General features: G+C 71.1%; 11 protein-coding genes. 10 read left to right on the top strand and 1 reads right to left on the bottom strand.

Annotated elements, in window-relative coordinates:
- Positions 1-59 precede the first annotated feature (59 nt).
- From WME79_RS41855 to WME79_RS41815, 9 genes are all read left to right on the top strand, one after another.
- Entirely contained in the window at positions 60-1013 is a 954-nt protein-coding gene (locus tag WME79_RS41855) for an acetyl-CoA carboxylase carboxyltransferase subunit alpha (RefSeq protein ID WP_437526794.1), read from the top strand.
- Positions 1014-1068: 55 nt separating this feature from the next.
- Positions 1069-1470: a hypothetical protein gene (locus WME79_RS41850; RefSeq protein ID WP_437526791.1), complete on the top strand. Its 402-nt coding sequence runs from the start codon at positions 1069-1071 to the stop codon at positions 1468-1470.
- Positions 1467-2477 (top strand): Gfo/Idh/MocA family protein, encoded by a 1011-nt coding sequence (locus tag WME79_RS41845; protein ID WP_437526788.1) that lies wholly within the window; start codon positions 1467-1469, stop codon positions 2475-2477. The genes WME79_RS41850 and WME79_RS41845 overlap by 4 nt, the downstream gene beginning before the upstream one ends.
- Positions 2478-2594: 117 nt before the next feature.
- The gene (locus WME79_RS41840) at positions 2595-3050 is read left to right on the top strand and encodes a gamma-butyrobetaine hydroxylase-like domain-containing protein (protein ID WP_437526785.1); all 456 of its coding nucleotides are present in this window, start codon (positions 2595-2597) and stop codon (positions 3048-3050) included.
- Positions 3047-3820, top strand: a complete 774-nt coding sequence (gene yihA, locus WME79_RS41835; RefSeq protein WP_437526782.1) for a ribosome biogenesis GTP-binding protein YihA/YsxC — start codon at positions 3047-3049, stop codon at positions 3818-3820. Before WME79_RS41840 ends, yihA begins: the two co-directional genes overlap by 4 nt.
- A gap of 207 nt (positions 3821-4027) precedes the next feature.
- Positions 4028-6619 (top strand): NADH-quinone oxidoreductase subunit L, encoded by a 2592-nt coding sequence (locus tag WME79_RS41830; protein ID WP_437526780.1) that lies wholly within the window; start codon positions 4028-4030, stop codon positions 6617-6619.
- Between the two features lie 7 nt (positions 6620-6626).
- Entirely contained in the window at positions 6627-8891 is a 2265-nt protein-coding gene (locus tag WME79_RS41825) for a complex I subunit 4 family protein (protein ID WP_437526777.1), read from the top strand.
- A 3-nt stretch (positions 8892-8894) separates the two neighbouring features.
- Complete coding sequence (locus WME79_RS41820; RefSeq protein WP_437526774.1) at positions 8895-10415, top strand: NADH-quinone oxidoreductase subunit N; 1521 nt, start codon at positions 8895-8897, stop codon at positions 10413-10415.
- Between the two features lie 142 nt (positions 10416-10557).
- Positions 10558-12711 carry a beta-galactosidase gene (locus tag WME79_RS41815; RefSeq protein ID WP_437526772.1) on the top strand — a complete coding sequence of 718 codons (2154 nt, stop codon included), beginning with the start codon at positions 10558-10560 and terminating at the stop codon, positions 12709-12711.
- Between the two features lie 97 nt (positions 12712-12808).
- On the opposite strand, the gene WME79_RS41810 is transcribed toward WME79_RS41815, so the two are convergent.
- A complete protein-coding gene (locus tag WME79_RS41810) occupies positions 12809-13534 on the bottom strand; it encodes a TM2 domain-containing protein (protein WP_437526769.1) in 726 nt (241 codons plus the stop codon).
- Between the two features lie 194 nt (positions 13535-13728).
- Here WME79_RS41810 and WME79_RS41805 point away from each other — a divergent pair, with 194 nt between their 5' ends.
- Positions 13729-14868 (top strand): AI-2E family transporter, encoded by a 1140-nt coding sequence (locus tag WME79_RS41805; protein ID WP_437526766.1) that lies wholly within the window; start codon positions 13729-13731, stop codon positions 14866-14868.
- Positions 14869-14875: the final 7 nt, after the last annotated feature.

The following is a 14875-nucleotide window of genomic DNA, read 5'->3' as shown; positions in this document are numbered from 1 at the left end:
TGCAGCGCGGCAGCACAGCGCCGTAGCCGTCCGCCCGCTGCAGCGTTAGGGTCCGGGCCGTGGCTGCTTCGATCCTACCCTTTGAGAAACCTGTCGCAGAGCTCATCGAGAAGGTGCGGGAGCTGCGCTCGCTCGCCGCGGCGGACCCGCGGTTCGAGCCGGAGCTCGCCCAGCTCGAGGACAACACGGGCCGGCTGGCGCGCGAGATCTTCGCGGGCCTCACGCCGATGCAGAAGGTGCTGCTCTCGCGCCACGCGAACCGGCCGTACACGCTTGATTACATCAAGCGGCTCTTCACCGACTGGGTCGAGCTGAAGGGCGATCGGCGCTTCGCCGACGACTGCTCCATCGTCGGCGGGCTCGCGACGTACCACGGGCGGAGCGTGGTGGTGGTGGGCCACCAGAAGGGGCGCGGCGCCAAGGAGAACGTGAAGCGCAACTTCGGGATGCCGCACCCGGAGGGCTACCGGAAGGCCATCCGGCTCTACGAGATGGCCGACAGGTTCGGGCTCCCGATCCTGACGTTCATCGACACGATGGGCGCCTACCCGGGCATCGGCGCCGAGGAGCGCGGCCAGAGCGAGGCGATCGGCGCCGCGCTCGCCGCGATGGCGCGGGTCGGGGTGCCGATCGTGGCGACCGTCATCGGCGAGGGGGGCTCGGGCGGCGCGCTGGCGCTCGGCGTCGCCAACCGGGTGCTGGTGCTCGAGTTCAGCTGCTACTCGGTCATCTCGCCGGAAGGCTGCGCGGCCATCCTCTGGAAGGACGGCTCCCGCGCCGACGAGGCCGCGGCCCGGCTCAAGATCACCGCGCCGGATCTGCTGCAACTCGGCGTCGTGGACACGGTCGTCGAGGAGCCGACCGGCGGCGCGCACCAGGACCACGACGACGCCGCGGTGCGGCTCGACAAGGCGCTCTGGGCGACGCTCACGTCGATGGACGGGCTCGGGCCGGAGGAGCTCGTCGACGACCGGTACCGCAGGTTCCGCGGGCTCGGGTCGTTCGTGGGTTAGGCGGCGCGCCGCCCCGGCTGGCTCTCCTCGAGCGCCGGGGCTATACGGCTCGCGGATGGACTACGGCAAGGCGGTGCGGATGCTGCTGCTCGTGGGCACCAGCGCCGCCGCCGGCGGCGCGGTCCTCTGGACGCAGTCGAGGTTCAACGCCTCGGACCGCAGGGCGGCGCTCGGCGTCGTGCAGCAGTACCGCCCCGAGGGCGGCCGGAGCGTGCCGGAGGCGATCGGCGCGCGGCACCCGGGAAAGGCGCCTGCCTGGAGCACCACCACCGAGTCGGCCTGCTTCCAGCACGTCCGCGTGCGCGCGACGATCGAGGGCGAGGCGCGCGCGCCGTACGACTTCCTCGTCGACATCAACGGGCCCTCGATCCACCCGGGCAACGCCGAGGGCGCGGCGATCCTCGGCGAGCTCACGCTCCGGCCGGCCGAGTCCGCCGCGGCGCCGGGGGCGCCGTGAGCGTCCGGGTCGCGCTGGTGGGCTGCGGGCGGTGGGGGGAGAAGCTCCTCCGCGCGCTGTCGGAGAACGCGCGGGCGCGCGTGATCGCCGTGGCGGACGTCGACCGAGGCCGCCTCTCGCGGGCGCGCGCGCTCGCCCCGCGGGCGCGGCTCGTGCGCACGATCGACGAGGCGCTGGCCGCGCGCGTGGACGCGGTGATCATCGCGACCCCCGCGGCGAGCCACGCCGAGCTCGCGCTGCGGGCGCTCGAGGCCGGCGCGGACATCTTCGTGGAGAAGCCGCTGGCCCTCTCCGCCGCGCAGGCCGATCGCTGCGCTTCCCGCGCTGCGGCGCTCGGCCGGATCGGCATGGTCGGCCACCTGCTCCGCTACCACCCCTCCGTGGTGCACCTCGTCGCGATCGCGCGCGAGCGGCGCCTCGGCGATCTCGTGAGCTTCAGCGCGGCGCGCCTGTCGATGAGCGTCGGCGCCGCCGGCGCGGTCGGCGGGGCCCGGTCGGCGCTCTGGACGCTCGGGCCGCACGATCTCTCGTTGCTCTCGGCGCTCGACTCGAGCCCGCTCGCCGAGGCGCGGGCCCACCTCTCGCCGTGCGGCGAGCTCGTCACGCTCGAGGCGCGCCTCGAGAGCGGCCTCGCGGCGCGGATCGAGCTCTGCTCGTCGAGCCCGACCAAGGAGCGGCGGTTGCGGCTCGTCGGCAGCGCGGGCGTCGCGGTCTTCGACGACGTGCGCGCGCCCGACCGCATCGTGTTCCTGGACGCGCGCGGCGCTGGGGCGGGCGCGCCGGCCGGCGAGCGCGCCGGGCACCTCGAGCTCGCGCCGGCCGGTCGCGAGCTCGAGGTGCCGTGGCGCGAGCCGCTCTCCGTGGAGATCGAGCACTTCCTTCGCTGCGTCGAGGACCGCACGCCGCCGCTGACGCCGCTCGACGAGGGCGCCGCGGTCGTGCGGATCCTCGAGGACGTCGAGGCGACGCTCGCCCCCGTCGATGCGCGGGTGGTCGCCGCAGGGTAATGTGCGTAACGCGCGTAACGCGCGTAACTGCGTAGACGCGGTCCGCTCCAGCTTCGGCTAGCCGAGGCGCCCGGGAGGGCGCGGAGAGCGCCGGCGCGGTCGAGCCAGGTGAGAGTCATGGAAACCTCGGAGACCCCGCAGGATCCGAGAAAAACGGAGCGACGCCCGGTCGACGCGCCGCGGCGCTTTGCAGCGCCGGATCGGCGTGGTACTGCCGTCGGCTGGAAGGGCACGATGCCGCAGGATCCGAAGCTCACTCCCACTCAGGTCAAGGCGCCGCACGGAGCGCGGGTGATGGAGATCCACTGGGCCGACGGCCACCGCAGCGTCCTTCCGCACGAGATCCTGCGCGGGTACTGCCCGTGCGCGAACTGCCAGGGGCACGGCGGCACGATCAACTTCGTGCCCGGCGGCGACCTGAACGTCCGCGAGATCGAGCAGGTCGGCAACTACGCGCTCCAGTTCACGTGGGGCGATCGGCACGACTCGGGCATCTACACCTTCCGGTACCTGCGCTCGCTCTGCCAGTGCGACGAGTGCAAGCCGCAGTTCCAGCCGCCCCGATCGAAGTGACCACCTCCCGCCGCGCCCCCAAGCCTCAAGCTGCTCCGACGGCGCGCGCCGAGCGGCAGCTCGATCCGTTCCAGATCGTCGACTCGTCCTTCGTCGCCGGCGCGGGCTCGCTCGCGTCGCTCCCTCCGCCCGTCAGCGCGGAGGTGGCGTTTGCCGGGCGATCGAACGTCGGCAAGTCGAGCCTCATCAACACGCTCGTCGAGCGCAAAGGGCTCGTCCGGACGAGCTCGAACCCAGGCTCGACGCGGCAGATCAACCTCTATGAGGCGCGGGCCCGCGACAGCGCGGTGTTCCAGCTCGTGGATCTGCCGGGGTACGGCTTCACCCGGCGCTCGAAGTCCGAGCAAGCGGCGTGGGCGTCGCTCATCGAGGGGTACCTGCGCGGGCGCGTCACGCTCGCCGCGGTGCTGCTCCTGGTCGATGCGCGGCGAGGCCTCGAGGAGGACGATCTCGAGCTCATCCGCTTCATCGAGGCGTCCCGCGACGTCGCGCGACGGCCTGTGGAGCTGCTGCTCGTCGCGACGAAGGTCGACAAGGTGCCGCGCTCGTCGGTCCGGCGCGCGCTGGACCAGCTGTCCGCGGCGGCCCCGCGCGCTCCGGCAGCGCGCGGCGCCCTCCGCCGCGCGATCGGCTTCTCGTCGATCACCGGCGAGGGCAGGCGGGATCTGTGGCTCGCGATCCGGCGCGTGACGCAGCTCGGCGGCGTGGCGCCGCCATCGAGCGGCGGCGCGGCGCGCGAGGACGATGCCCAGCCGACGACCGACGGGTGACCTCACAGAGGTGCGAGATGCGCGCAGGAACGGCGTGTCTCGCCGTGGAACAGGGCCAATGGAAGTATTGACCCGCCCTGTGGCCCTCCATTAACGTGCGGCTCCTCCGGTTCCGCGGGGGAGTCACCAGAGCCGACTGTCACGTCGCGGGGTGGTTGCAGAGCAAGACGCGCGTGCCGGTCCATGTTTTCACCGGCTGCCCCAACGATGCCCGACTACTCCGGCCAGGTCACGCACGTCCACACGGCGCTGACGCCACTCTGGTGGATTCCGCTCCTGCCGATGCTCGGCGCGGTGATCAACGCGCTGTTTGGCCGCGCGCTGCAGCGGAGCTCGTTCGGTCGCGATGTGTCGAAGCGGCTCCACATCGGGAGCTTCGGCGTCACGCTCGTCGCCGTGGGCGCCATGCTGGGCGCCTTCGCCCTCGGGCTCGCGAGCTTCGTCCAGCTCGTCGGGCTCGCGCCGGGGGAACGCGCGCTCTACAGCTTCGCCTGGCAGATGATCCGCATCGGATCGCTCGACGCGAACTTCGCGTTCGTGATGGATCCGCTGAGCTGCCTGATGACGCTGATCATCACCGGCGTCGGCACGCTCATCCATGTTTACGCCGCCTCGTACATGGAGGCCGAGCCGGCGTACTGGCGATTCTTTACCTACCTGAACCTCTTCGTCTTCTCGATGTTGCTCCTCGTCCTCGGGGACAACTTCATCGTGATGTTCTTCGGCTGGGAGGGCGTCGGCCTCTGCAGCTATCTGCTCATCGGGTTCTGGTACAGCGACTACAAGAAGGCCTCTGCCGGCATGAAGGCCTTCGTCGTGAACCGGATCGGCGACTGGGGCTTCGTGTGCGGCCTCGCGCTCCTCTTCTGGGGTCTCGGCGCCAGGTGGCTCGACGACGGCCGGTTCCTCTCCGATTACCGCGCGCGCTTCATCGCGGTGGCCGCGGAGGCGGGCGGCGATCACGGCGCCTCCGCCGGGGCGCATGACGGGGCCGGGGGCAAGGCGGGCGAGCGCAGGGCGCAGCCGCTCGCCGGGTCGAAGGGATATCTCACCTTCACCGGTCACCCCGGCGCGCGTGTGTACCTCGGTATCGCCGACGCCGCTCAGCTCGCCTCGAGCCCGCGGCCGTTCGGCGTGTCCCCCTTCATCCGCAAGGAGATCGACGCCGGGGCGCACTCCGTGGTGATCGTGCCGGGCGACGGCGCCGTGATCGGGGGCGATGGCGTCGAGATCGCCGCGATCGAGCGGATGCGCGTCGAGCCGGGCAAGGAGATCGTGGTGGCGACCGTGGGCTCGACGGTCACGTTCCGCGAGATCCACGATCAGCTCGTGATCAAGGACGCGAGCGGCAAGGCGTTCCTCAAGGATGCCCTCGAGTCGAAGACGGTGTGGGGCGGCGTCGCGCTGATCACGCTGGCTTGCTTCTTCCTCTTCGTCGGCGCCGCCGGCAAGAGCGCCCAGATCCCGCTCTACGTCTGGCTGCCCGACGCGATGGCCGGCCCGACCCCCGTCTCCGCGCTGATCCACGCCGCCACCATGGTCACGGCCGGCGTTTACATGGTCGCGCGCCTCAGCTTCCTGTTCTCGCTGAGCCCGGTCGCAGGCGGCGTCATCGCGCTGATCGGGGCCTCGACGGCGCTCCTCGCGGCGTCGATAGGCTTCTTCCAGTACGACATCAAGAAGGTGCTCGCCTACAGCACGGTGAGCCAGCTTGGCTTCATGTTCATCGGGGTCGGCGTCGGGGCGTACTGGGCGGCCGTGTTCCACCTGATGACGCACGCGTTCTTCAAGGCGTGCCTGTTCCTCGGCTCTGGCTCGGTGATCCACGGGATGCACGCGGTGGAGCATGACGAGGCCGCGGCCCAGGACATGCGCAACATGGGCGGCCTCCGCCGCGTCATGCCGCTCACGGCGCGGACGTACCAGGCGGCGTGCCTCGCCATCACCGCCGCGCCCATCCCGTTCTTCGCGGGCTTCTGGTCCAAGGACGAGATCCTCTGGAAGGCGTTTGGCACCGAGAACACCGGCCCGATCCCGGGGCTGCTCATCTATGCGATGGGCCTCGCGGCGGCGCTCGGCACCTCGTTCTACATGTGGCGGAGCTACTTCCTGACGTTCGAGGGGCCCCACGCCCGCAAGGAGATCGAGACCAAGGTCCACGAGTCGCCGCCGGCGATCACCTCGGTGCTCGCGGTGCTGGCGGTCCTGTCGGCGTGCGCGGGCGCGGTGTTCGGCTTCTCCAGCCACTTCGTCGGCGGCCACGGCGAGCCCCTGCTGGAGGCGTGGCTCCATCCGGTCTTCGCTCACGCGGAGGTCTCGTTCCGGCGCCACGGGCTGGGGCTCGAGCTCGCGCTCATGGCGCTCTCCGTCGGCGGCGCGGTCGTCGCCTTCTCGCTCGCGCGCGCCCGCTACGGCGCGCGTCGCTCCCCGCGCTGGGCTGAAGAGGAGCGGCGGCTCCCGGGCTTCCAGCTCCTCTCGAACAAGTACTACGTCGATGAGATCTACGACGCGACGGTGGTGCGCGCCGCCCTCTCGCTGCGCCTCTTCTTCGCCGAGATGGACCGCTGGATCGTCGACGGCATCGTCAACGGGGTCGCGGTCCTGGCCCGGGCCGCCGCCTGGGTCACCGGCGCCATCGACCGGTACCTCGTCGATGGCGTCGTGAACCTCGTCGCCGAGGGCACGCTGAGCGCCGGGGCGAAGCTCCGCACCCTGCAGACCGGGCGCATCCAGAGCTACGTCTATTTCCTCCTGGGCGGCGTCGCCTTGTTCAGCATCGTTCATTACTTCCTGCGGTGAACGGCCGATGTCGAACCTCTCCATCGTCAGCATGCGCCGTGGATTCGCCCTCGCGAGATCGGCCAGGTCCACCTCGATGAAGCTCCTGATCCCCCTCCTGGTCGTGCTCTCCGTCGTGCTCGGGGCGGCGCCGCCGGCGCTGGCGCAGACGCTCGACGCGCCGAGGGCGCCCGGGCCGCGCGGCCAGATCGCGCTGCGCGCGGAGCCGCCTGGCGCGCCGGTCGAGCTCGCCGCGAGCGGGCCGGACCACGTCGGCTCGTTCACGATCGAGAACCAGGGCGACGGCCCCTTGAAGGTGACGCGGGTGATCGTGCGGACGTCCCCCGAGGACCCGCGCGTCCCGCCGGGCGTCAGCGTGGAGCTCGACGGAGGCGGCACCTCGGCGACCCTCCCGCCGGGCGCGAGCCGGAAGGCCGTGGTCCGGTGGAAGACCGCGGGCGTGCGCGCGCGCGAGCTCTACGGGCACGTCGTCGTCGAGTCCGACGCGGTGGCGGCCGGCGCGGCCGGCGTGCTGGAGGTAGCGCGGACCGTCGCGATGGGCATCCACGCGGAGCGCGGGAGCAGCCTCGGCTTCGTCGGCGACCACATCCTCTCGATCCTGACGTTCCTGCCGCTGCTCGGCGTGGTCGCGGTCTTCCTCGCGCACCTCTTGCGTTTCCAGGACGACAGGAAGCTCCGGCTGATGACCGTCGTGCTGATGGGCGTGAACCTCGTCCTCGCGGCGTGGCTCTACGCGCAGTTCGACAGGGGCTTCACCCGGGTCGACGGGAACGACGGCTACCAGTTCATCGAGCACGGCGTGTGGATCCGCTCGCTGAACGTCGAGTACTTCGTCGGCGTCGACGGCGTGTCGATCTCGATGGTCCTGCTCACGGCGCTGATCTCGTTCGTGGGCGCCCTCGCGAGCTACAGCGTCCACGACCAGCTCAAGGGCTACTTCGCGATGTACAACCTCCTCGTCACGGGGATGTTCGGCGTCTTCATCGCGCTCGACCTGTTCCTCTTCTTCGTCTTCTGGGAGGTGATGCTCCTGCCGATGTACTTCCTCATCGGCATCTGGGGCGGACCGCGGCGCGAGTACGCGGCGATCAAGTTCTTCCTCTACACGCTGGCCGGCAGCGTCTTCATGCTGCTCGCGTTCATCTGGTTCTACCTGAACGCTGGCCACACCTACCTGGTCGACGGCCAGGCCACCGAGCGCATCTTCTCGATCCCGGAGCTCTCGCGGGTCGCCTGGGCGGCGCAGGGGCTCACGATCCTCGGCGTCGCCGCGGTGAAGGTGGTCTGGATCTGGCTGTTCGTCGGGTTCGCGATCAAGATCCCGATGTTCCCGTTCCACACCTGGCTGCCGGACGCCCACGTGGAGGCGCCCACCGCGATCAGCGTGATCCTCGCGGGGGTGCTCCTCAAGATGGGCACCTACGGCATCCTCCGCATCAACTTCACCCTGCTGCCCGAGGCGACGCAGTGGGCCGCGCCGGCCATGGCGGTGTTCGGGGTGGTCAACATCCTCTACGGCGCCTTCTGCGCCATGGCGCAGAGCGACCTGAAGAAGCTCGTGGCGTACTCCTCCGTCAGCCACATGGGCTTCACGCTGCTGGCGCTCGGCGCGATGACGCCGCAGGGCATCCAGGCCTGCCTCGTCCAGATGTTCAACCACGGCCTGATCACCGGGATGCTCTTCACCCTGGTCGGCGTGGTCTACGACCGCGTGCACACGCGCGACATCGACAGGTTCGGCGGCCTCGCCTCGGAGATGCCGCTCTACACGGCGCTCGTCGGCTTCGCGTTCATGGCGTCGCTCGGCCTGCCCGGCCTGTCCGGCTTCTGGGGGGAGGCGATGACGTTCATCGGCGCCTTCCCGCGCTACCGCGCCCTCACGATCCTCGCCGCCGTCGGCGTCATCATCACCGCGGCCTACCACCTCTGGGCCCTCCAGCGGATGTTCCTCGGCACGTTCCGCGCGTCGTGGCGGCAGAGCAAGTACCTCGAGCCGTTCGGCGGCAAGTTCCCGGAGATCAGCGGGCGAGAGCTCGCGTCGATCGCGCCGCTCGCGGCGCTGGTCCTCGTCCTCGGCTTCTGGCCGCGCCCGCTGCTCAGCCTCATCGATCGCGGGGCCCTCGACGTGCACCGCCTCGTCGACAGGCCGGGGCAGTCGCAGATCGCCGGCGCGCCAAGCGTAGACAGCGCGGGCGGCGCCGCGTACGCCCGCGCGGGCGCCCCGGAGGAGGGCGCCTCGCCGGGCCAGGGCGCCCTCGCCAGCGCCAGGTAAGCCGTGGAACCCCGCACCCTCGACAACGTGGCGAGCCTCGCCTACTTCGCGCCGGAGCTCGGCCTCATCGCCGCGGCCCTGCTGCTCGTCGTGTGGGACCTCGCGTCCCCGGCGCGCCTCAAGCTCGCCGGCCTCGTGATCCTCAGCCTCGCAGCGCTCGCCTGGTCAGGCGGGCTGGGCGCGTACTTCCTGGCGACGGACGCCGGCCCTCGCGCGCTCTTCCACGGCCTGCTCGCGTTCGATCGCTTCTCGAACCTCTTCCGCGTGATCTTCGCGCTCGTCACCGGGGCGATCGTCCTCTTCTCGGTGCCCCCGCCGGCCCCCGGGATCGAGCCCGAGCTCCGCCGCGACTCGGGCGAGCTCTTCACGCTGATCCTCGTGCTCTCGCTGGGCATGAACCTGATGGCGGCGAGCCGCCACCTGCTGCTCATCTACCTGTCGCTCGAGCTCGTCAGCGTCATCAGCTTCGTGCTGGCGGGCTTCAAGATCAACGACGCGAAGTCGAGCGAGGCGGCGCTCAAGTACGTCATCTTCGGCGGCGTCGCGTCGGGGATCATGCTCTACGGGATGAGCTGGATCTTCGGCATCACCGCGTCGATGCGGCTCGACGAGTGCGCTGCGCGGATCGCGGCGCTCACCGCGCAGCAGGGCAAGGTGCCGGAGGTCGTGTTCGTCGGCACGGCCTTCATGCTCGCGGGCTTCGGCTACAAGATCAGCGCCGCCCCGTTCCACATGTGGACGCCCGACGTGTACGAGGGCGCGCCGACCCCGGTGACCGCGTTCCTCTCGGTGGGGCCGAAGGCGGCCGGCTTCGCGGTGCTGATCCGCTTCTTCTCGGACGCGCTCGGCGCCGGGAGCGCGCCGCCCGGCGTCGCCACGCCGTGGCCGGTGCTCTTCGGGTGCCTCGCGATGGCGACCATGACCGTCGGCAACCTGTCGGCGCTCGAGCAGGAGAACGTGAAGCGCATGCTCGCCTACTCGAGCATCGCGCACGCGGGGTACATGCTGCTCGGCTTCTCGGTGTTCAGCGTCGCCGGCGTCGCCGCGATCGCCTTCTACATCGTCACCTACTGCTTCATGAACCTCGGCGCGTTCCTGGTGGTGATGGCCGTGGCCGAGAAGAGCGGCGGAGACGAGACGTTCGCCGCCTTCCGCGGGCTCGGGCGCCGCGCCCCGCTCGTCGCCGCGGCGATGGCCGTGTTCCTCATCTCGCTCACCGGCCTGCCCCCGATGGCCGGCTTCATCGGCAAATTCTACCTCTTCTCGGCGCTGCTCGCCGCCGGGGGCGCGTGGAGCTGGGTTATCGCGGTCGTCGGCGTGCTGAACAGCGTGATCTCGCTCTTCTATTACGCGCGCCTTCTCCGCACGATGTATCTCGACAAGAGCGATCGCACCGAGCCCACACCGGTGCGGCCGCTGCTTGGCGCGACGACGTGCGCGCTCGCCATTCCGACCGTGCTGCTCGGGGTCTACTGGGGGCCTGTTTACGACTTCGTGGCGCGCTCGGTGACGATCCTGCGCTGAGCGCTGTGCGCGCTGTGCGCGCTGTGCGCGCTGTGCGCGCTGTGCGCGCTGTGCCGTGGAGCCGACGTCGCCCCGTCCGGCGCGCGCCGGGCCGAACGCGGCGGTATCGATCTCCCTGCGATCCTTGCTAGTGTGCGCGCGCGTGGCCACGACTCAGGACGCGAGCTCTCCAGAGGAACGTTTCGCGCGGGGGGTACGCCTTGCCCCGGGCGGCCTGGACATCGGCGGCAAGCTGGTCCCGCTGTACGCCGGCAGCGTGCACTACTGGCGGCTTGACCCGCAGCACTGGCGCGCCTGCCTCGAGGCCACGCGCTCGCTCGGCGTTCACCTGATCGACATCTATGTGCCGTGGGCCGTTCACGAGACCGGCCCGGGGCAGTTCGATTTCGGCCGGCTCGATCCGCGCCGCGACGTCGGCGCCTTTCTCCGCCTCGCGCAAGAGCTCGGCTTTTACGTCATCGCGCGTCCGGGCCCGCACATCAACGCGGAGCTCACCTGCTTCGGCATCCCCGAGCGCGTCATCTGGGACCCGAGCTGCCAGGCCCGCTCGGCGCGGAACAACCCGGTCGTGCTCCCGATGTTGCCGTACGGGTTCCCGGTCCCGAGCTACGCGAGCAACGCATTCCACGACGAGGTCGCCCGCTATTTCAACGCGCTCGCCCCGGTCCTGAAGCCGCACCTCTACCCGGACGGGCCCATCGTGCTCCTGCAGATCGACAACGAGGGCGCGCTCTACTTCCGCGACGGGGCGTACGACCAGGATTACCACCCGGACGCGATCTCCCTGTACCGCGACTTCTTGCGCGAGAAGTACCGGACGATCGAGGCGCTCCAGCGCGCTTACGCGACGAAGAGGGGGGAGCCCGCGCCGGAGGGCGACGCGACCGAGGACGTCGGCGCGGCGCTCGTGCGCGCGGTCGCCCGCGAACGCGCGCAGGTCGAGGAGGGCGACCTGCGGTTCGCCACGATCACGCCGCCGGTCGCGTTCGACGCCGAGACGCCGGCCGATCTCGCGCGCCACCTCGACTGGAGCGAGTTCCACGAGCACCTCCTCGAGACCGCGATGGGGCGCTTCGCGAGGGCGCTCTCCGCGGCGGGCGTCGATGGCCTGCCCACGATGCACAATTTCCCGATGGGACAGGACGCGACGCCGCTCAACCCTGCTCGCATCTCGCGCGTCGTCGATCTCGTCGGCCTCGACTACTACAGCATCGCGAGCCCGAGCAGCCGGCAGATCATCGCCCGCCGGACGAGCGAGCTCGCCGTGCGCTGCGAGGCGCTCTCGCTGCCGCCCTTCGCGTGCGAGATGGGCGCAGGCTTCCCGCCGTTCTTCCCGCCGCTCGAGGAGCGCGACAGCGTGTTCGTGATGATGGCCGCGCTCGCCTACGGGCTGCGCGGGTACAACATCTACATGGCGGTCGAGCGCGATCGCTGGATCGGCGCGCCGATCGATCCGCGCGGCCGTCCTCGCCCCTTCGCCGCCTTCTGGCGGAAGCTCTCCGCGGCCCTCGAGGCGACGAGGTTCCACGAGCTCCGCCGCCCGGCGCCGGTGCGCATCGTCACGCCGCGCACGGAGCGCCGGCTCTCCCGCGTGATGCACGCCTTCGGCCCGCTCACCGGGGCGTTCTTCTCGATCATGAACTTCGGCGCCCGCGATCGCTGCCTCGAGGACGACCTCGGGCTCGGTTACCCGCTCGCGGTGGAGTCCGACACGTTCGTGCGTGCGTTCGAGGAGGCGCTCGACGCGCGCGGCGTCCCCTACGCCCACGTCGGCGGCGAGGATCGCGACATCTCGCTCGTCGGGGCGCGCTGGGTCATCTGCGCCACGTCGGGCGGCCTGAGCCCGGAGCTGTTCGCGTGGCTCGAGGCGACGTCCAGGCAGGGGACGCTGATCACGCTCGGCCCCCGCGAGCCCGCCTTCGACGGCGCCTTCCGCCAGCTGCCGCGGCCCTACGATCTGAAGCGGCTCCTCGCCCCCGGCCAGAACCTGCCGGCGCTCCTCCAGGACGACCCCGCAGCGGCCGACTCCGCGGTGTCCCGCGCCATCGACGCGCTCGGCCTGCCGGCGTTTGCGTGTGATCCCGACAGCGTGTTCGCCACGCTGCACGAGGACGCGTCGGGCACGCCGCGGGTGCTCTTCTTGCTGAACCCCGGAGACGCGGACGTGGTGGCGCGCGTCACCGTGAGCGCGCAGCGCGCGCGCGATGTGCTGGACGACGCCCACTTCGAGGCGCGCCGCGGGGCGCTCGAGGTGCGGCTCGTGCCTCGCTCCGTGCGGATGCTCGCGCTCGAGTAGCGCGGCCGCCGCGCCGCCGCGCGCTGCGTCGCGACGGCCGGCGAGGCTCGGTAGCGCTGGCCCGCTCGCTCCCCCTGTGACCCGGTGTGCCCCTCGATCAGCGGTCGAACCGCAGCGAGTTGCCCTCTGCGTCGCGGAAGCGGCCCATGCCGATCATCAGCGTGTCGATCAGCGACCAGATGCCGAGCCCGCCGCACGTCAAGAGCTTCGCTATGCCGAGCCCGGTCTGCCCCAGATAAAAGCGATCTGCGCCAAAGTAGCCAAGGAAATACGAGAGCATGAACAGCGTGGACTGGCTCTTGGTCGGGTGACCGACGGGCGCGTCGCGCCTGAGCACGAGCCCCTGGGCGTCTCGCATGGATCCGGTGCCGATCAGGATCGTGTCGATGAGGCTCCAGAAGCCGAGGCCACCACACGTGAACAGCTTCAGGAGCCCGAGCCCCGTCTGGCCCAGGTAGAAGCGATCGACGCCGAAGATCCCGAGAAACACCGAGAGCATGAAGGCTGTCGCCTGGTCCTTGTCGGAACAGGGGTGCGCCGGGGCGCCGTGAGGCGGTCCGCCGCCGTGAGCCGGCGGCGGGCCCCAGCCGCCTCCAGGAGGCGCGCCATAGCCGCCGGGGGGCGCGCCCCATCCTGCGCCAGGCGGCGGGTATCCCCCACCCGGCGGCGGGTATCCGCCCGACGAGGATGCGCCGCCTCCGCCGCCCGGCGCCACGCCCTGGCCGCCGGGCGGGCTCGACCCCCAGCCGCCATTCCCCCAGCCGCCGCCTGCGTTGCCCCAGCCTCCGCCTCCGGGTGGAACCCCGCCTCCGCTCGTGCTCATCCTCGTTCCCTCCAGCTGATGCGGCTGTGGAAGCGGCCGTGTGCCCCCGCGGTCGCCAGCCGAGCCTGACTGTATCCTGGAACCGCGGCGCCGCGCTTGCGCAACGCGGAAATCGCTGGTGGTTGCCGGATGCGCACCCTACCTTGGCCTACGATGCGCCGCTGAGCGCGGCGCAGGAGCGAGCGCAACCGGCGATGCAGCAAGATTTTCAGTCCGATCGATGGCTGTCGTTCGCCCTCCGGGCGGGGCTCATCGCGCTGTTCTTCTGGATGGTGAAGGGGCTGCTCGTCCCCGTCCTGCTCGGCGGCCTGGTCGCGCTCCTCGTCTCCCCGCTCCAGGGCCGCCTCGCGCCTCGACTCGGCCGCTTCCGCCAGTTCGCGCCCGCGATCTCGACGGTGGGCGTGATCATCCTCGTGTGCATCCCGCTCGCGGTGATCGTCATCGAGGCCTCCGCCTCGATAAGCCGCTTCTTTTCGCGGGATTGGTCGAACACGATCGAGCGGGTCGAAGGCCTCCTGAACGACGGGAGGATAACGGGGCTCCTCAACAGGGCCGGCCTGTCCGGGGACGACGTCCGCACGTATGTGAGCAACCTGTTCGAGCGGGTGGGCAGCTCGATCGCCGGTTTCGCGGGCGGCATGGTCGCCGCGGTGCCGCAGACGATCGTCGATGCGTTTCTGTTCATCGTCGGGCTCTACTACCTGCTCCGCGACGGCGGTCTGCTGCTGCGCTGGCTGCTCACGCAGTCGCCGTTCAGGAACGAGGAGACGGACGTCCTCTTCGCGTCGATCCAGGACACGGTGCACGGCGCCGTCCTCGGCCTGCTCGCGACGGCGGCCGTCCAGGGGACGCTGACGACGATCGCGCTGTTTGCCTGCAAGGTGCCGGGCGCGTTCCTGTTCGGCCTCCTGGCCACGCTGCTCTCGCTCGTCCCCATGATCGGCACCACGCCGGTCACGCTGGGCGCGGCCATCTACCTGTTCGTCGTCGGGCGCATCGGGGCGGGCATCGGCATGTGCGCTGCGGCGGTCGTCGTCGGGCTCTCGGACAACGTGATCCGGCCGTGGGTCCAGAGCTCGCACGGCGGGATGCACCCGCTCATCGCGCTGCTCGCCATCTTCGGCGGGCTCGAGCTGTTCGGCGCGGCGGGGATCTTCATCGGCCCGGTCGTCGCCGCGATCGTCCTCTGGGCGGTCGACACGCGCGCGGGCATCCCCGGTCCGGGCCTGCCGCTGGGCCCGCACACGTCGCAGCCGCCACCCTCGCTGACGTCGCCGACATCGCGACCGCCGCCGACGTCGCGACCCCCGCCGGCGTCGCGGCCGCCGGCGTGACGCGACG

Origin of the sequence: Sorangium sp. So ce726 (assembly GCF_051521405.1) — a bacterium.
Lineage (GTDB): Bacteria > Myxococcota_A > Polyangia > Polyangiales > Polyangiaceae > Sorangium.
The sequence above is the reverse complement of the archived record's forward strand: the minus strand, read 5'-3'. Positions and strand labels throughout refer to the sequence as shown.

Excerpts from the sequence above, each read along its gene's own strand:
- WME79_RS41850 (WP_437526791.1), top strand. The coding sequence starts at position 1,069 with ATGGACTACGGCAAGGCGGTGCGGATGCTGCTGCTCGTGGGCACCAGC.
- WME79_RS41840 (WP_437526785.1), top strand. The coding sequence starts at position 2,595 with ATGGAAACCTCGGAGACCCCGCAGGATCCGAGAAAAACGGAGCGACGC.
- WME79_RS41830 (WP_437526780.1), top strand. The coding sequence starts at position 4,028 with ATGCCCGACTACTCCGGCCAGGTCACGCACGTCCACACGGCGCTGACG.
- WME79_RS41825 (WP_437526777.1), top strand. The coding sequence starts at position 6,627 with ATGTCGAACCTCTCCATCGTCAGCATGCGCCGTGGATTCGCCCTCGCG.
- WME79_RS41810 (WP_437526769.1), bottom strand. The coding sequence starts at position 13,534 with ATGAGCACGAGCGGAGGCGGGGTTCCACCCGGAGGCGGAGGCTGGGGC.
- WME79_RS41805 (WP_437526766.1), top strand. The coding sequence starts at position 13,729 with ATGCAGCAAGATTTTCAGTCCGATCGATGGCTGTCGTTCGCCCTCCGG.